At 56.5% G+C, this 16,166-nt stretch carries 16 protein-coding genes and 1 tRNA gene; 3 read left to right on the top strand and 14 right to left on the bottom strand.

Going from position 1 to position 16,166, the window contains the following annotated elements:
- Nucleotides 1-57: 57 nt before the first annotated feature.
- Together A3L12_RS07150 and A3L12_RS07145 are read left to right on the top strand one after the other, a co-directional pair.
- Nucleotides 58-822: a YchF/TatD family DNA exonuclease gene (locus tag A3L12_RS07150; RefSeq protein WP_088882980.1), complete on the top strand. Its 765-nt coding sequence runs from the start codon at nt 58-60 to the stop codon at nt 820-822.
- A 4-nt stretch (nt 823-826) separates the two neighbouring features.
- Nucleotides 827-1,126 carry a DUF3216 domain-containing protein gene (locus A3L12_RS07145; protein WP_088882979.1) on the top strand — a complete coding sequence of 100 codons (300 nt, stop codon included), beginning with the start codon at nt 827-829 and terminating at the stop codon, nt 1,124-1,126.
- On the opposite strand, the gene dapA is transcribed toward A3L12_RS07145, so the two are convergent.
- The 11 genes from dapA to A3L12_RS07090 form a co-directional block, all read right to left on the bottom strand.
- Entirely contained in the window at nt 1,127-2,008 is an 882-nt protein-coding gene (gene dapA, locus A3L12_RS07140) for a 4-hydroxy-tetrahydrodipicolinate synthase (RefSeq protein ID WP_232462884.1), read from the bottom strand.
- Nucleotides 2,009-2,032: 24 nt separating this feature from the next.
- Nucleotides 2,033-3,580 (bottom strand): dihydropteroate synthase-like protein, encoded by a 1,548-nt coding sequence (locus tag A3L12_RS07135; protein ID WP_088882977.1) that lies wholly within the window; start codon nt 3,578-3,580, stop codon nt 2,033-2,035.
- A 163-nt stretch (nt 3,581-3,743) separates the two neighbouring features.
- On the bottom strand, nt 3,744-5,537 hold the full coding sequence (infB, locus tag A3L12_RS07130) for a translation initiation factor IF-2 (protein WP_088882976.1): 1,794 nt from the start codon (nt 5,535-5,537) through the stop codon (nt 3,744-3,746).
- Nucleotides 5,538-5,625: 88 nt separating this feature from the next.
- Nucleotides 5,626-6,138: a nucleoside-diphosphate kinase gene (ndk, locus tag A3L12_RS07125; RefSeq protein WP_198300077.1), complete on the bottom strand. Its 513-nt coding sequence runs from the start codon at nt 6,136-6,138 to the stop codon at nt 5,626-5,628.
- A 106-nt stretch (nt 6,139-6,244) separates the two neighbouring features.
- Nucleotides 6,245-7,381: a hypothetical protein gene (locus tag A3L12_RS07120; RefSeq protein WP_088882975.1), complete on the bottom strand. Its 1,137-nt coding sequence runs from the start codon at nt 7,379-7,381 to the stop codon at nt 6,245-6,247.
- A 127-nt stretch (nt 7,382-7,508) separates the two neighbouring features.
- Entirely contained in the window at nt 7,509-7,712 is a 204-nt protein-coding gene (locus tag A3L12_RS07115) for a 50S ribosomal protein L24e (RefSeq protein ID WP_088882974.1), read from the bottom strand.
- A gap of 5 nt (nt 7,713-7,717) precedes the next feature.
- Nucleotides 7,718-7,930, bottom strand: coding sequence for a 30S ribosomal protein S28e (locus A3L12_RS07110; protein ID WP_088882973.1), 213 nt, complete (start codon nt 7,928-7,930; stop codon nt 7,718-7,720).
- A 77-nt stretch (nt 7,931-8,007) separates the two neighbouring features.
- The gene (gene rpl7ae / locus A3L12_RS07105) at nt 8,008-8,379 is read right to left on the bottom strand and encodes a 50S ribosomal protein L7Ae (protein ID WP_088882972.1); all 372 of its coding nucleotides are present in this window, start codon (nt 8,377-8,379) and stop codon (nt 8,008-8,010) included.
- A gap of 108 nt (nt 8,380-8,487) precedes the next feature.
- Nucleotides 8,488-9,102 (bottom strand): HVO_0476 family zinc finger protein, encoded by a 615-nt coding sequence (locus A3L12_RS07100; RefSeq protein WP_088882971.1) that lies wholly within the window; start codon nt 9,100-9,102, stop codon nt 8,488-8,490.
- A 51-nt stretch (nt 9,103-9,153) separates the two neighbouring features.
- Nucleotides 9,154-10,113 carry a MarR family transcriptional regulator gene (locus tag A3L12_RS07095; protein ID WP_088882970.1) on the bottom strand — a complete coding sequence of 320 codons (960 nt, stop codon included), beginning with the start codon at nt 10,111-10,113 and terminating at the stop codon, nt 9,154-9,156.
- Nucleotides 10,065-11,951: a phosphoadenosine phosphosulfate reductase family protein gene (locus A3L12_RS07090; RefSeq protein ID WP_088882969.1), complete on the bottom strand. Its 1,887-nt coding sequence runs from the start codon at nt 11,949-11,951 to the stop codon at nt 10,065-10,067. Before A3L12_RS07090 ends, A3L12_RS07095 begins: the two co-directional genes overlap by 49 nt.
- 554 nt (nt 11,952-12,505) lie before the next feature.
- On the opposite strand from A3L12_RS07090, the gene asnS reads away from it, so the two are divergent.
- Nucleotides 12,506-13,798, top strand: a complete 1,293-nt coding sequence (gene asnS / locus A3L12_RS07085; protein WP_088882968.1) for an asparagine--tRNA ligase — start codon at nt 12,506-12,508, stop codon at nt 13,796-13,798.
- Between the two features lie 43 nt (nt 13,799-13,841).
- Here asnS and A3L12_RS07080 read toward each other — a convergent pair.
- The 3 genes from A3L12_RS07080 to A3L12_RS07070 all read right to left on the bottom strand — a co-directional run bounded on the left by A3L12_RS07080 (nt 13,842) and on the right by A3L12_RS07070 (nt 16,161).
- Nucleotides 13,842-13,918 (bottom strand) — tRNA-Arg (locus A3L12_RS07080).
- 64 nt (nt 13,919-13,982) lie between these two features.
- On the bottom strand, nt 13,983-15,119 hold the full coding sequence (locus A3L12_RS07075) for a thiamine ABC transporter substrate binding subunit (RefSeq protein ID WP_088882967.1): 1,137 nt from the start codon (nt 15,117-15,119) through the stop codon (nt 13,983-13,985).
- A 112-nt stretch (nt 15,120-15,231) separates the two neighbouring features.
- A complete protein-coding gene (locus A3L12_RS07070; RefSeq protein WP_088882966.1) occupies nt 15,232-16,161 on the bottom strand; it encodes a calcium/sodium antiporter in 930 nt (309 codons plus the stop codon).
- Nucleotides 16,162-16,166 lie beyond the last annotated feature (5 nt).

Raw genomic sequence — 16,166 nt, 5'->3', positions numbered from 1 at the left:
CAATTGAACTTCCCGCAAACCATAAAAAGCTTTTCTATCCGGGGAAAAGGGGGGAACATGATAGACGCCCACGCCCACTTCGAGCTTTACAGGAAGGATGCACCGCGCGTCATAGAGGAGTGCAGGGGAAAGGTTAAGGCGGTTGTTGATTCCATAACGGAGTACCGCAAGGCCCATGTCCACAGGAGCTGGGAACTCCTGAGGCCCTACTTCGGCTTCGTTATTCCGACCCTCGGCTACCATCCCAACGAGGCCCGGAGGGGTAACCTTGAAAAGGTGAAAAGGGTCGAGGAGTTCATACTCGAGCACAGGCATGAGATCGTCGCCATCGGGGAGGTGGGTCTCGATTACCACTACGCCCGGAGCGAAGGGGAGAGGGAGAAACAGAGGACGATCTTCCGGCGTTTTTTAGAGCTCGCGGTTGAACTCGGGATGCCCGTTGTCATACACGCGAGAGATGCTGAAAGGGAGGCCTTCGAACTCGTCCAGAGGGCCGGCGTCAGGGCCTACTTCCACTCCTTCACCGGAAGTCCCGAGCTGGCGAGGGAGATAGCCGGGAACGGACACCTCATCGGGATAAGCACGGGGATAGCCTTCATACCGGGGGTAAGGGAGGTTGTTGAAGCCCTCGAGGTCGAGAACATCACAACCGAGACGGATTCACCCTACATGAGCCCCGTGAGGGGAGAGCGGAACACCCCCTGCAACGTCCGGATGGTCGTCGATGCGGTGGCAAAGCTTAAAGGTCTCGACTTCGAGGAAGTTGCCGGAATAACGGAAAAGAACGCGATGGAGTTCTTTGGAGTGGATCTTAAGGGGTGATAGAATGGAACTCCCGGAGGTCGTGGAGGCCAGAAAGCTCCTCGAGGACCTGAAGGAAGGGAAGCTCATGGAGAGGCTCGACCACTTTGTGAGGCTCAACGAAGGCCTCGAAAGCAAAAAGGGGAAGGAGTTCGTAGAGGTTTCCCTGCTCGGGTTCCTCGAGGGCATGCTCCTCATCCTGAGATCGAGGTACCCCTCGGACGAAAGGGTGGGCCGGCTCTACGAGAAGATAAGCGAAAGAAGAAGGGAACTGGACGCGCTTTTCAGAAGGCCGAGGGTGCCCGTTCTGGACGATGAACCTTAATCAGAGAAGGTTGAGTTCGGCGAGGGTTCTCCTCACATCCTCGAGGGCATCCCCCTCCAGCGGAAGGGAGGGAAGCCTCGGCCTTCCCGCCCTCCAGCCCCTCAGTCCCATGGCTGCTTTTATGGCGCTTATCTGGTTGTACCTCTTCACGACGACCTCGTTAACGAGGTTCACCCTGAGCTGGAGTTCCCTCGCCCTTTCGTGGTTTCCCTTCCGGAAGGCCCCGTAGAGTTCCGCACAGAGTTCTGGCACGACGTTTGCAACGGCAACAACCGCCCCCTGAGCCCCAAGGAGCCACGACGGGTACATAACGTCGGCCGTTCCCGCCAGCACCCTGAATTCACCCCCTGAACGTCTCAGGAGCTCGGCTATCCTCCCCATGTTCGCACCGGAGTCCTTAATGCCCACCACGTTCGAATGCTCCTCCCTGAGCCTATCGATGACCTCCAGCGGAAGGTTGATCCCGGTGAACTTCGGGACGTTGTAGAGTATCAGGTCAACGTCAAGGGCTCCCGCCAGCGTTGAGTAATGGACGTAGAGCTCCTCCGGAGAAGGCCTGAAGTAGTAGGGCGGGCCGACGAGAATCGCATCCACGCCCATATCCGAGAGGGCCCTTCCGAGGCGTATCGTCTCCCTCGTGGAGTTTTCCGTTGCTCCGGCTATGACCGGAAGGTGCGTCCCGGAGAGAACGAGTTCCACGACCCTGAGCTTCTCCTCGAAGTTCAGGTAGGGAAACTCCCCGTTGCTACCCAGTGTCACGAGGCCGTTTAGGCCCGCCTCCTCGAAGATTTGGACGAGCTGAAGAAGTGCTTCCTCATCCAGATCCCCCTTTTCATCGAAAGGCGTAACGTGCGGAACGAAGATCCCCTCAAGCATAGGCATCGTGGGAGGTTACACCCGGAGGAGTTAAAGGTTACGGTGGGAGTAGAAATCCGGAAAGAGAGGACTTTCCTGAACGTAGCTCCTCCCGAGCTTCAGCGCCGTGTGGGCCCTCTCGAGCTCCCTACCGAGGTAGAAGGCATGCCTCGGGGAAAGAGGGAAGCGTTCGAGGATCGTGTCGATTATCCCGTTCGGATCGTCCCCGACTACGGTGAGAACTGCCCGGGTTCCCCTGTAGGCGTTGACCCATATCCTTCCCCCCTCGAGCCAGATCCGGAAGTAAAGGTTCTCGAGCTCCACGGGTTTCTCCCGGGCTTCTACCACTTCCCCGGCTTTCTCGAAGCGCCAGTGGGCGGTTCTCTTCTCCTTCAGGATAAGGAGATCGAAGCCCAGATCCTTGGGCATCTCGAAGAGGTTCATATCGATCGCCCGCCGGAGCTCCCTCACCGAACCCCGGGCCTTGGCGCTCACCTCCGTGGTAAGGAGAAGGTTTATCGAGAGCTCCCGGCCAATTCCCGCAAGGAGGGCGTTCATTCCGACGCTGTCGGCATCGTATAGCTCCACCACGTTCCCGACTCCAGCTAAGAGGACGTCCCCGGGATTCCTCTCGCGGTAGGTATGGAACGCAACTACGGAACGGGCCAGATGGGGAACGTGCTCGAGGATCAGGTCGGGGATGATCCTCCTATAGCCGAGGTCGAGGGCCATCTCCTTCAATCGCTCGAGGAATTCCACCCTCTCGGTGGGCTTTGAGGGGAAGTATCCCTCCTTCTGGTTCGTGGGGATGAGAACAACCGGTCTGTCCGTCACGAGCTCCTCAACGTTGCCCCCGTCGACGCTGAGGAAAAGATCGGCGTGATCGAGCGCAGCGGCTATCTCGGAGGTGTTGAGGGAGTCGAAGCTCAGGGGGACTTCAAAGCCCCTCTCCCGGAGGCTTTCCCTTATTTCAGGGATCAGCTCCACGAAATCGAGGTTCGTCTCCCCTGCGACCATCCCGATGTCGATCACGTCCGCTCCCTCGCGGAGGTAGTAAATGGCCCGCTCAACCGTCCTTTCGGGCCCGAGTTTCGGGGCGTCGACGACCTCGGCGAGTATCCTCACGGGAAAATCCCTTCCAGCTGGTAGATTGCCGATTAGAAGGTTCCACGGTTTTTTAAGGGCCTCCTCGATGTACCTCCTGTTCCGGGTCCTGTTCCTTATGTCTTCAACGCGCTTCAGGGAATCCATGGAGAAAAGATCGTCCGCCGGAACCTCCCTGCTGAGCTTGAACCCCTTCTTAAGGGCCCTCAGCGTCGCGGGAATGTCCATCGCGTTCCTCGGCCCCTTAAAAGTTGGTATCCCAAGTCCCTCCTCAATGACCCTGCTCGAGCCCCTCACAAGGCCCGGGATGAGGATGAGGTCGTAGTCCTCGCCTCTGACCCCGGCCCGTTTGAGGTGGCGAAGTATCAGCTCGGGGGTCAGGAACGCGGCAACGCTCACGGGTGCAACGAAGACGTCACAGCCCTCACCGTACTTTCTCACGAGGGGTTCCGCAAGCCTTCCCGTGACGAGGAGGATTCTTCGGGGTCGCTCCATGGGTGGAGATAACCGCGGGGGTATTTAGGCTTTTGGAAGGGGAGGAAGCTGCACTCCCCCAGCTGGCGACCCGTCCTCGAAGCCCGCCGGAGAAAGTTCCCTCGAGTACGTTCCCTGCAACTGATCAGAACGCGGTTAATCAATGGAAAGAAGGATAAAAACTTCAGATCGACTTCCAGAAGGGATCTCTCTGCGCCTTCACCTTTGCGGTCATCTTCAGGGCCTTCAAGTCCGTCTCGTCAAGCTCGTTCTTCAGCTCTCTGGCGAGGATAACAACGTCGTTCCTGTCCAGATCAACGTAGAGCGTCTCACCGGGGTGGATGTGCCTGCCGACCATCGCCCCCTCGATGGCCACGGCAACGGCGTCTCCCTTCTTCGCCTCCTGAACGAAATCGTTGCGGTTCTTTATGGACTTTATGACCCCAACCTTCTGGCCGTTCTGCTTAATGAGGCTAACCCCGGGTTTTATCCTGCCCTCGATCACCTCGACGCCGACTATCGCCGGGTGGCTCCGCCTGAAGACGTAGCGCTCGTCCGGGTAGAGCCGTATAACCCCGGGGAAGGTCACCCTGCTGAGGAGCTCGCGCTTTTTCCTCTCCTCCTCCGCCTTTATCCATTCCTCGTAGTCCTCTATCAGCCTGTAGATGATGTTGCCCGTGAAGAGGGGCACCCCCTTGGCCTTGGCAACCTCCATGGCGTCCTCGTTTACCTTCACGTTGAAGCCCATCACAACGCCGTACTTCGGTTCATCCTCGCGGACGCTCAGGGCCTCCATGACGTCCGTCTTGCTGATGTTGCCCACGTCGGCCTTTCTTATCGGAATCCTCTTCTCCTGAAGCTCCTTGCTCAGGGCCTCGAGACTTCCGAGGGTATCGGCCTTAACGATGACGCCGACCTTCCCCGTGTTCAGGACAACGCTCTCTATCTGCTCGAGGATCTCCTCCTTGGCCCTCTCAACTTCCTCCTCGTTTCTGGCCGCTATGACCGGCGAACCTGCGAGGGCTTCCTCAAGGCCCGGGGCGGCTATTTTGATACCCGCGGCCGCGACGACCTCCTCGACCTGCTCGAAGCGGAACCTTGGATCGCGTATCTCATCGAGGGGTCTGGGTTTTAAAAGGGCCCTGATCTTCGTGACTATGGCCCTATCCTTGCCCCCGACCACTATCGTGTCGTCCCTGCGGAGGGTTCCATCGTAGATTATAACGTCGATGGTCGTTCCGAGGCCCGTTTCCTCCCTGACTTCCAAAATGGTGCCCCTTGCCGGTCCCTCGACCTCTATCTTAAGCTTCTCCTCGAGGTACTTCTGGCTGAGTCCCGCTATCAGAACGAGGAGCTCCGGGATGCCTATGCCGTACTTGGCCGAGACCGGAACGATGGCGAGCTCCCTCGTGAAGTCCGCCACCCGGTCGAAGCGATTCGCCTGAAAACCCATCTCATAGAACTTCCCGATCAGCTCCCAGAGCTTGCTCTCGAGCTCCCCCTGAGCCCTCGGGTCCTGCCTCTTAACGTTCATCAGGAAGGGTTCGTCCTCGGCAACCTTCCAGCCCTTAATCCTGTCTATCTTGTTGGCCGCGACTATGAAGGGGGTCCTGTTCTTCCTGAGTATCTCTATGCTCTCTATCGTCTGGGGCTGGAAGCCCTCGTTTACGTCCACCACCAGAACAGCGAGGTCCGCCAGGCTACCTCCCCTCGCGCGAAGGCTTGTGAAGGCCTCGTGTCCGGGGGTGTCTATGAAAAGCAGGCCGGGGAGCCTTATCTCGCCCTTCCAGAGCCTGATAAGAGGACCCGCAAGTCCTTTGATAACCTCTATCGGGACTTCCGTGGCTCCAATGTGCTGGGTTATCCCTCCCGCCTCCTTGCCAGCGACGTTTGTTTTACGGATCCTGTCAAGCATCGTCGTCTTTCCGTGATCAACGTGCCCGAGAACCGCTATGATAGGCTGTCTTATCCTCTTCATCTACCTCACCATCTCTGAATCCGGCATGGCCTTTTAAAGGTTGGCGGGCAGGCCGGGAAAATTTCAGGAAGTAGAAGAAGGAAGACGCTTAAAGATCATCCATACCGTCCATGTACTCCTTTCCCTTCCGTGCGTGGGTGTGGTAAAACCAGTCCGCCGCCTTCCAGTACTCGAAGATCTCCTCCGGTTTGAAGTAGAGGGTTATCTCCCTCTCAGCACTCTCGGGGCTGTCCGAGGCGTGGATCACATTATAAATTGCATCCCCCACGTCAAGGCCGTAATCGCCCCTTATGCTTCCGGGTTCGGCGTCCTTCGGGTCGGTGGCACCGCACATCTTCCTGACAACGCTTACCGCATACCTGCCCTCGACGACCATTACAACGCTCGGGGCCTTGGTGATGTAATCCACAAGGCCCTCGAAGAAGGGCTTCCCCCTGTGCTCCTCGTAGTGCTTCTCGGCAAGCTCCCTGTCTATCCATATCATCTTCATCCCGACTATCTTAAGGCCGCGCTTTTCGAAGCGGCTTATGATTTCGCCCATCAGTCCCCTGACGACGGCATCGGGTTTGAGTATAACCAGCGTCCGTTCGATCTCTCTCATCGGCAACACCAAAAATAATTAGGAAAATTGGGTAAAAATGTTTTGCTCCAAGGCCCGGAGTGGGGAAGCTGATCACCGGATGGCCCAAAAACAGGAAATTAGGAATTCATCCAACCTTCACCCTCCAGATCAGCGCAGCCTCGCTTGTATGGCTCTTTATAAACCCCAATATCATGTCATATTCGAACTTCGCCTGTAGTTTGACTTTGATAACGCTGTGCCAGTTTCCATCATGGAGAACGGATTCTTTCACCACTCCCTCCGATGATGGCATGAATTCGATTGAATGACGAGAAGACTCCCCGTTGTGTACTATGTCAAAGTCCCACACCGCCAGGGGATCTATGGCATCGCCGTGGACTTCGTATCCTTCAGTTGCGAGAGGATACGAGACAGGCCCGATGGTAACCGTCACATATTCATAATTGTTTATCACTCCCACCGGCTTGACAACACCCAGTCTGCCGTTGAGCCCCGGTTCCACGCCCCAGTCGTGGATTATTTTGATATCGTCGGTGAGGTAGTACCCGTAGTTGCCTCCTATTGCTATACCGGGTGTAACGCGATAGGTTCCATGGCCGTTTTCATCCGTCGTGCACAGGAATCTTTCCTCAGCGGGAGGGTTGTCGTTCCACAAACCCCACATGTAGAACTGAGCGTAGAGTTTACCGTAGGGTGGATCGTCAAGTCTAAGCTCCAGTCTCCCAAAGTTATGCCAGTAGGGAGAGCTCTCGCCCGTATAGGTTCTAACGTTTCCGGAGCTATCCACGGTTTCAACTTTCCATCCCTCTGGAACCCCAACCTTCTCTTTGGGGACCTTATCCGGCATAAACTCTGGAGCCTTTTTGCCCCATTCGGCAAGTTCCTCCCGGACTTTCACCGGTTTAAGGACAACTCCCCTTCTGGAAGCAAGAACAAGAACATCGATCCTTCCATCTTTCGTCACCTTTATTCCGTAGCCATTCAGGAGAACGTCTTTTGGTAGTTCGGGAACCGCGTAGGCATGCCACTTAGCGTTCGGGGAGCTCTTCAAAAGGAACTCCTGAACGGTTTTCATGGTCTCTTCGATGTTCAGCGGGAGTCCGTTCGGGGTGGACAGGAGAAGGGCCGCGTAGTTCTCTCCCCGAAGCTTATGAACTTCAGGGGAAGTATATTGGATGTTACCTTCACTTGGATGGGCCGAAACAAAGAACACACTCCCGGCCAGAAGGGCAATCAGAAACCACACTACCTTCTGCCGCATTAGGAGCACCCCTCATTAAGGTAGTCAAAAGTATTAACGAACCAATACTATTTAAATTTTTCGTCTTTATGGATTGCGAAATACAAAATGGCCCAGTGAATCAAAAATTACTAAGAAAAGAAAGAAATCACTTTCTCTTGGCCCTCTGGAGCCTTGCCTCCTGGAAGGCCTTCGTCCACTTGAGCTTCCTCGGGTTCCTGCCCATGAAGTAGTACTTCTCGCACTTGCTGGAGCAGAAGAACAGGACTCTCCCGTCGGCTCTGACGTACATCTTGCCCGTTCCCGGTTCGAACTCCTTACCGCAGTAGGAGCAGACGTTCCATCTGGCCATCGCCCTTACCTCCTTGCCCTGATCTCCCTTGCCTCGCGCTCGGTCTCCCTGAGGATGACTATGTCACCGAGGCGAACCGGCCCCTTGACGTTCCTCCTTATAACGCGCCCCTTGTCGCGCCCTTCCAGAATCCTGACCTTAACCTGAGTAACGCCACCGGTGACGCCGGTTCTGGCGACTATTTCAATAACCTCTGCCGGGTATCCTTCGTCGCTCATTTCTCACACCTCTCAATCCAAAAATCTCCCGCACAGGATGAACTTAAACCTTTCCCCGAAAGGTTGGGAGAAGGAGCTCACTTCATGAGCTCCCTTACCTTCATGGCTATCTCCTCAACGAGCTCGCGACCCTTACCGGGCTCGAGGATGGCAACGCTCGCGGCTGGAACCTCGAGACCGGCAGCAGCGCCGAGCTCCTTCTTACTCGGGACGTAGATGTAGGGGATCTCCTTCTCCTCGCACAGCGGCGGGAGGTGGGCAACTATCTCCTCCGGGTCAACGTCCTCGGCTATTACCACGAGCCTGGCACGTCCCCTCTCAACGGCCTTGGTCGTCTCGTTGGTGCCCTTCCTTATCCTTCCGGTGTCGCGGGCGAGCTCCACAGCCTCCAGTGCCTTCTCAGCCAGTTCTCCCGGAACCTCAAACTTAACGTAACTTGGCTTGGCCATCTTCATCCCTCCGAAACGTCATCGTTCATCGAATTTTGCGTGCTGAGTTGGGGATAGTATTTAAAAGGATTTCGATGGGTGGCTCATCTCCGAAGGAATCAAGAGCCCTCAGGAGGATTCCTCCGAGTAACCCCTGTAGATCTCGAGAACCCTTCTGGCCCTCGCCCGGGGTATATGGTGGCCCATTATCGCAACCACCTCATCGGCCTTCGCCTTTCCGTGGTGGAGCATCTTTTTCTCCGTCTTTATCCTCTCGACCCTGAAAGTGTAGCCTCCCACCTCGAGGACTTCCCCGACGGCGAACTCCTCATCCCTTGGAACCTTGACCCTGAAGGCCTGCGTTAGCCCCCCGGGAAGGTAGATGGAGACCTTCACCACCTTGGGATAGGTGATGCTCTCGCCCCACAGGGTCATCACCTCTCCGGTTTTGGCCCTCTCCACCCATCTGTTGCCATCGAGTTCTATCCCCGTTATCCTGACTTCCTCCTCTTCGGTCTCCACCACGTCTCCAACCTTTATCTCCTCCCCCTCTGGCAGCTCCACGAAGGTTTTGAAGCTCCTCTCGTGCCTGCTCACGATAAGGGGCACCTTCAGGATCTTGGGAAGGGTTATAATCCAGACGTTGCCGCATTCGGTGCACCTGAGCGTTAGTTCTCTTCCCCTCTCCCTGATGATCTCAGCGTTGTCGCTACCACACTCCGGACACACGAAGTATTCCTCCATCCATCTCACCGGTGGAGGAAGGGGAAAGGACCTTATAAAGGTGCCCCCGGATCACTCCCTCAGGAAGACCCTGTAGGTTCTCCCCTCCTTGACCCGGTCTATGAGGCCCTTCTTCTCCATTTCGCGGAGAGTTATGCTGACTTTGGCCTTTGAAACCCCCAGCTTCTGGGCGAGCTCGCTCTGGAGAACCGGTCCTTCCCTCAAAATGGCGAGTATCCTCTCCTCGTCGCTTCTCAGGTGCTCGAGCTCATCCTCACGTTTCCGCGAAGCGTAAAGGGTGTAGGCGTAAAAGCCTCCCGCCCCTATCAGAAGACCCGAAAGGAAGAAAACCGCGTAGAGCCACGGTGAAGGCGGCTCCGGAACGGTTATCTTCCCGGAGAAACCCACCACGAAGTACAGCTCGTCCCCCGGATCGAGGTTGTTGCGTTTCCATTCGAGGAGGAGGCGATTGGCCGAGCTCTCAACCCTGTCGGGGGAGGGTATTATGGGCGAGAGCACGGCGTAACCCTCCGGGACGATCAGTTGCATGTGGAAAACCCCGATGGGCTGGCTGAACTTTATGTAGTAGGTGAACTGGCTTTTTTCACCCTCCCGGGTCAGCATGCCCATCGTAGTGAAGCTCAGGCGTATCCTCGCGTTCTGATCCGGTTTGAGGGCCGGAAAGGTAAGGTAAATCGCGCTGGTATCCCCGAGGACCTTTCTCACCGTAACGTTGATGCCCTCCACGGCCGTCCCGAGTTCAAGGACCGCGCTCGCGTTCTCCACGGGATAATCGGTGTAGATGACGTAGCGGGTGAGGTTCGTGTAGGGGGTCAGGTCTATCTCGATGGTTTCCCTGATGTTGTCCCCATCGAGAACCTCGAAGTAAACGGCGTAGGCGTTTATCCCGTAATCCTCCTGAGCCCCGGCCTGCGGAAGGAAGAGGAACGACAGGGCAAGGGAAAAAATCAGGGCTAACCCGATCAGAGCTGACTCCCTTCCTCGGGGTTTTTGATCTTGAGGAGAGGGCATACCTCCATACACTCCCGGCAGTGGGTGCACGAGTACCCATCCACGACGATCTTCCTGCTGTTCGGGTCGATGCTGAGCGCGTCCTCGGGACACCTGCCGACGCAGACGCCACAGCCAACGCATTCGTAGGCCCTCTTTACGAGGTGGTAGGCCGCGATGGCCTCCCGGTAATCGTCGGTGTAGGCCCCGTCCGGTCTAAACGTAACTCCACCGGTTCTTATGTAGCTTTCGCTTTCCTCGACCTCGCCGAGTATGGGGGCAACTTCCCTGATCCTCTTCAGGTTCACGACGGTGTTGAAACGAACCACAAACGTGTTATCCCTCTTTTCGATGGAATATCTCACAGGTTCCCATGAGCGCTTCTCAGGAATCTCAAGGCCGAGGTCTTTCGCTATGGCCTTTTCCCCCTTGCTCAGCTCCTTCCAGCGCCAGAAACCGTAGGTTATCCACTCCTCCGGCATTCCAAAGCGCTTCTGCCAGATTCTGAGGACCTTCTCCCATTTTTCCCACAGTTCAGGCTTCTCCTTCTTCAGGGTCTGAATTTCGGCCAGAGAAGAGCTCGGGCACAGGAAACAGCCGATTCTGTCGAGACGGTCCTCGTAAAGGGGGTTGTAAGGCAGGCCACGGCTGAAGATGTAGAGCCAGACCTCGAGGGCGCGCCAGTGGAATATCGGCGAAGCTCCCGTCTCGTTGGGCACCCACGGGTTCTTCCACACCCTCGGTTGCTTAAAGCGTTTTATGCTCTCGTACTTCCTCTGGCCGACGAACATGAGCACTCCCTCGGGGTAGTTCTCCTTTATGGCCAGCGTTATCGGTCCGAGCTTCGTTACCTTACAGCACCAGCGGTAGTCCCTGCCGGGAGGGGAGAAGACGTGGACGGCCCTCCAGAAGGCGTCGCCCGCGTCGGCGATCAAAAACCTAACGCCCTTCGGCTCGAGCTCTTCTCTAAGTTTCTCCACGTATTCAACCGTCTCGGGGAACTCTATGCCCGTGTTGTTGAAGAAGACGGTAAAGCCGTTGCCGAACTCCTCCAGCGCCAGACCGAGAACGGCCAGACTGTCCTTTCCCCCCGAGAAGGCGACCGCCACGGGCAGGCCCTTTCTCCGGGCCACCCTCCTCATGAACTCCCTTGCTTCCTTAACCTTTTTCTCAAGCTCGGTGGAGTTGGCCCGGAGAACGTCCTCCATCGTGGCCTTCCTTCCCTCGCGGTAGTTCACCTTCCTCTGCCGCCTCACCTTGACCCCCGTCCCGCGCTCCCCGCTCAAAAGTCCCGCGGAGTCCTTTTTGGCTATCCCCGTTGCAAGAACCTCGTTCTTCTCAGATAGGAGGATTACATCGTCGTTTCTCCGTATGCTCCGCTCGGCATCCACTACCCCGACCGGCAGAAGGTTGGAACCGTTGAGTATCGGCTCCACGGCGCCTTCATCAACCACAACCCACTTCTTCATGGATCTTCCGAAGCGTTTCCAGAGGGCGATGGCCCCTTCAACCTTAAGCCCGGGCTTCCACCTCAGCTCCCTCGGGTCAAAGCGGATCCAGCCGAATACGTAACCATCAAGGATTATCTCGTAGACATCGTCCTCCCCGGGTGTTTTGTTGAGGAGGACGACCTTTCCCTCGAACAGCTCGCCGGGATCAACTCCGTAGTGTTCCCTGAAGACGGAGCGTATGAACTCGATATCTTTCTTAAAGGCGAACCTCAGATCGCCCGGCGGGGTTACGTCGAGGCGGAACACGCTATCCTTACCGTGAAGGGCGCAGCTATCGCCGATGAGCGGAACGTTGCACTTCCCGCACCAGTTCAGGTAAGCCTTACCGAGGTAAACGGGTCTTCCCATACTTCTCCCACCGGGCCTAAAGGGGATGGGAGGTTTATAAAGGCGATTGCCGCCGACCCCCAGAAAATCCCGTGGGATGCGCCGGTGAACGTTCCGGCAGAAAAGGGGGTGTTACGAAGTATAGTGTTAACTACCTACATAGGTAGATACACCAATCGGTACATACGTTAATACATCCGCTCGTACACAGCGAGCCCATGCAACAGCATGATCAAGGGCAGATTCCAGACCCTTATTGCTCATAGGGGTATATAAACGTTACTATTTGTTAATTGTAGTAGCGTTTAACCTATCAGAATATGACTATAATGTAAATAATTGTTCCATTATTTAATATTTCTTCAGAGTCAAGGAAGATCATCCACGAGTTGGATTACCTCCAAGAGGCTCGAGGAGGGGCAAAGGATTTAAACCCCCACTTCAAAGGAAAACCATGCCCCTGATGATGGTCATAAAAGAGAGGAGCATGGCCTTCTCCCTGTGGGTGAATCGAGGCTTTTCTCGTTAATCGCTACCATTATAAAGGTCCCATTAGAGCCTCTGGAGGTGGTATGATGATCGATAAGGTTTACTGTGCCGATGTACGGCCGGATATGGAAGGAAAAAGGGTTAAACTCGCGGGATGGGTTTACAGAAAGAGGGAAGTTGGAAAGAAGGTGTTCATAGTCCTCCGTGACTCAAGCGGAGTGATTCAGACGGTCTTCAAGAAGGAAGCGAGTGAGGAAGCCTACGCCAAGGCAAAGAAAGTTGGTATAGAGTCGAGCGTTATCATCGAAGGGACCGTAAGGGCCGATCCTCGAGCTCCGGGAGGAGCGGAGGTTCATGCGGATCGCATGGAGATCATCCAGAACGTTGAGTTCTTCCCCATAACCAAGGACGCAAGCGAGGAGTTCCTGCTGGATGTGAGGCACCTTCACCTCCACTCCCCCAAGGTTGCCGACATCCTGAAGGTAAAGGGAACCATAATGCAGGCGGCGAGGGAGTGGCTCCTTCAGGATGGCTGGTACGAGGTCTTCCCGCCGATACTCGTGACGGGGGCCGTTGAAGGAGGAGCGACCCTCTTCAAGCTCAAATACTTCGACAGGACGGCCTATCTGAGCCAGTCCGCACAGCTCTATCTTGAGGCGGCCATCTTCGGCCTCGAAAAGGTGTGGAGCCTGACGCCGAGCTTCAGGGCCGAGAAGAGCAGGACGAGGAGGCACCTCACGGAGTTCTGGCACCTCGAGCTCGAGGCGGCGTGGATGGATCTGTGGGACATCATGAAGGTCGAGGAGGAGCTCGTAAGCCACATGGTCCAGCGCACGCTGGAGATCAGGAGGAAGGAGGTCGAGAGGTTTAGAAAGGATCTCACGACGCTTAAGAACACGGTCCCGCCCTTCCCAAGGATAAGCTACGACGAAGCGATAGATATCCTCCAGAGCAAGGGGGTTGAAATAGAGTGGGGCGAAGATATGGGGGCGGATGAGGAGAGGATTTTAACCGAGGAGTTCGAGAGCCCCTTCTTCGTTTACGGCTATCCAAAGCACATAAAGGCCTTCTACATGAAGGAGGATCCAGAGGATCCGAGGAAGGTCCTCGCAAGCGACATGCTGGCCCCCGAAGGATACGGCGAGGTCATAGGGGGTTCCCAGCGTGAGGACGACTACGACAAACTCGTGCAGCGCATCCTCGAGGAGGGCATGGATCCGGAGAACTACGGGTGGTACCTCGACCTGAGGAAGTACGGCTCGGTTCCCCACAGCGGCTTCGGTCTCGGTCTGGAACGTTTAGTGGCATGGTTCCTGAAGCTTGAGCACGTCCGCTGGGCGACGCTCTTCCCGAGAACACCGAGCAGGCTCTATCCCTGAACCCTTTTCATTTTCCCGGGAGTTCGGGAGAAAAGTTCGTTTCTGGCGGGCCCGGCGGGATTCGAACCCGCGACCTCCGGCTTAGAAGGCCGGCGCCCTGTCCTGCTAGGCTACGGGCCCTCGCTCCTTAGCTTCCGTGGGCGTCTTATAAAAGTTACGGTAAAGGAAAAACCAGAGGGGAAAATCACCGCCTCCTGAGGAGGGGCAGCAGGGCAAGACCGAGAATCAGGGCAGGACCGCAGATACCTTCCTTCTCACCGCTCGAGCCGGCTTCCCGTGTTCCGCTCCCGAGTATCTCCTCGGGGGATTTACCCTCCACCATTAGCTGGGTCCACTGTTCGAGCCACGTTCCGTAGTTCTTCTCGATCTCGTCGGAATCGAGGGTGACGGGTTTGCTAACCTTAACGGCGTACCCGAAGACCTCCGGGAGCTGGACGTTTTTGTTTACGGGGTACATCCACTGGTTGAGTGGGAGCTTCTCCTGAGCTTCCTCGCTTATCAGGAACTCGATGAACTTCCTCGCCAGTTCCGGATGTCTGGCCCCCTTAACCACGCCCGCCCCTTCGATCTGGAGGTAGTTGCCCTCCTCGAAGGCAACGGCCCCGACGTTGGTGTTGTTGTCGTAGTAAACCGTCGCTGCCGGGGAGGTAGCGTAGCTGAGGACGAGCGGGTATTCGCCCTTCGTGAAGGCCTCCCAGGCCTCGCTCCAGCCCTTGACTATCTGGACGTCGTTCTCCTTGAGCTTCTCCCAGTAGTTGAGCCAGTCGTCACCGTAGATGGCTATCGTCCAGAGGAGGAAGGCCATTCCCGGCGAGCTGGTCCTCGGGTCTTCGATGATGAGCTTGCCCTTCCACTCCGGTCTGGTGAGATCCTCGAGGCTCTTCGGCGGGTTCTGGACCATGTCCCTGCGGTAGTTCACGGCTATGTAACCGTAGTCGTAGGGGGTCAGGTGAAAGGTGGGGTCGAACTCCTCGATTATCCACCCGGGGATCACATCAACGTTGGCCGGTTTGTAGGGCTCGAGTACCCCCGCGTCTATCGCCTTGGCGAGGTAACTGTTGTCTATGCCAACTACCACGTCCGCCTGCGGGTTGTCCTTCTCGAGGATGAGCCTGTTGAGAACCTGTCCCGCGTCGCCAATCAGGACGAGGTTCACCTTAACGCCGTACTTCTCCTCGAAGAGCGGAACGATTTCCTTCATCCACCACTCTATGCTGTCGTAGGAGTAAACCGTCAGCGTTTCCTCGGCCTTAACCGGCCTCGTGCTGGCGATCGCCCCGAGGAGAAGGAAAGCTACCAACAGCGTGGCGATCTTTCGCATCCTCCCACCTCCATAAACCGATTTTCAACTTTCACAATTGGGTGATTGAAAGGATTAAAAAGGCTTGTGCCACAAAAATGGCCAACCCGGAGGTAAAATTCCCAGGGGGAGCTCACCCGGCGGGGTGCAGGTAGAGGTGGTAGACGAAGTAGGAATACAGCGCCAGAAAGATCCCGCCCGTGAGCCTGTCCACCCTGTGGGTGACGTAAAGGGCCGCCGTCAGGATGCCCATCACGAGGAGCGTGAGGGGGAGCGTGAAGGTGTAGATCATGAGATCAACCCGTATCGGGTTTATGAGGGAGGCTATGCCGAGAACCATGAGGATGTCGAGGATGTCCGCCCCTATTATGTTGCCAACGCTTATGTTCGGGAGGTTCTTAAGCGTTGCCGTGAGCGAGTTCGAAAGCTCCGGAAGGGACGTTCCGATGGAGACCATCGTGAGGGCTATGACCACCTCCGGAATCCCGAGGGCCCTTGCCACGGCGACGGCGCTATCAACCACGAGCTTCGCACCCACAACCACGAGAAGGCCGCTTCCGAAGAGTATGAGGACGTCCCTGCGCGGGTTTCCGCGTCCTTCGGCGGGAAGCTCCTCGAGGGTCATGTGCTTCCTGTAGAGGTAGTACAGGAAGAGGAAGTACAGCAGGATCAGGCTCGCTCCGTCGAGACGGCTTATGACACCGTCGTGCATAAGGGCCCCGGCGTAGGCGGTTACGGATATCATGAAGAGGGAATTTTCCCATGCGGTTTTCTCGACCCTGAGCGGGCGGATCAGGGAGGAGACGCCGAGGATGAGGGCTATGTTCGCCAGAGCACTTCCGATCCCGTTTCCAAGGGCCGTATCGGGCCTCCCCTGATAGGAGGATATCGCGGAAACCGTAACTTCGGGCAGGGTGGTGGCTATGCTCGCCAGAACAAGCGCTATGAGGAACTCGCTCACGCCGAAACCCTTCGCCACCCGCGAAGCGGCCTCCACAAAATAGTCACTCCCCTTTATGAGCAGGATCAGACCTACGATAAAGACCACTGTCTCAAGGATCATCATCC

Origin of the sequence: Thermococcus sp. P6, from assembly GCF_002214525.1 — an archaeon.
Lineage (GTDB): Archaea > Methanobacteriota_B > Thermococci > Thermococcales > Thermococcaceae > Thermococcus.
Note: the sequence above shows the minus strand (reverse complement) of the source record. Positions and strands in the feature narration are given on the sequence as shown.

Coding starts and splice junctions, on each gene's coding strand:
- rpl7ae (WP_088882972.1), bottom strand. CDS start 8,379: ATGGCCAAGCCAAGTTACGTTAAGTTTGAGGTTCCGGGAGAACTGGCT.
- A3L12_RS07090 (WP_088882969.1), bottom strand. CDS start 11,951: ATGGGAAGACCCGTTTACCTCGGTAAGGCTTACCTGAACTGGTGCGGG.
- dapA (WP_232462884.1), bottom strand. CDS start 2,008: ATGCCTATGCTTGAGGGGATCTTCGTTCCGCACGTTACGCCTTTCGAT.
- A3L12_RS07135 (WP_088882977.1), bottom strand. CDS start 3,580: ATGGAGCGACCCCGAAGAATCCTCCTCGTCACGGGAAGGCTTGCGGAA.
- A3L12_RS07095 (WP_088882970.1), bottom strand. CDS start 10,113: ATGCCCTCTCCTCAAGATCAAAAACCCCGAGGAAGGGAGTCAGCTCTG.
- A3L12_RS07075 (WP_088882967.1), bottom strand. CDS start 15,119: ATGCGAAAGATCGCCACGCTGTTGGTAGCTTTCCTTCTCCTCGGGGCG.
- A3L12_RS07110 (WP_088882973.1), bottom strand. CDS start 7,930: ATGAGCGACGAAGGATACCCGGCAGAGGTTATTGAAATAGTCGCCAGA.
- asnS (WP_088882968.1), top strand. CDS start 12,506: ATGATCGATAAGGTTTACTGTGCCGATGTACGGCCGGATATGGAAGGA.
- A3L12_RS07115 (WP_088882974.1), bottom strand. CDS start 7,712: ATGGCCAGATGGAACGTCTGCTCCTACTGCGGTAAGGAGTTCGAACCG.
- ndk (WP_198300077.1), bottom strand. CDS start 6,138: ATGAGAGAGATCGAACGGACGCTGGTTATACTCAAACCCGATGCCGTC.
- A3L12_RS07070 (WP_088882966.1), bottom strand. CDS start 16,161: ATGATCCTTGAGACAGTGGTCTTTATCGTAGGTCTGATCCTGCTCATA.
- A3L12_RS07100 (WP_088882971.1), bottom strand. CDS start 9,102: ATGGAGGAATACTTCGTGTGTCCGGAGTGTGGTAGCGACAACGCTGAG.
- infB (WP_088882976.1), bottom strand. CDS start 5,537: ATGAAGAGGATAAGACAGCCTATCATAGCGGTTCTCGGGCACGTTGAT.
- A3L12_RS07145 (WP_088882979.1), top strand. CDS start 827: ATGGAACTCCCGGAGGTCGTGGAGGCCAGAAAGCTCCTCGAGGACCTG.
- A3L12_RS07120 (WP_088882975.1), bottom strand. CDS start 7,381: ATGCGGCAGAAGGTAGTGTGGTTTCTGATTGCCCTTCTGGCCGGGAGT.
- A3L12_RS07150 (WP_088882980.1), top strand. CDS start 58: ATGATAGACGCCCACGCCCACTTCGAGCTTTACAGGAAGGATGCACCG.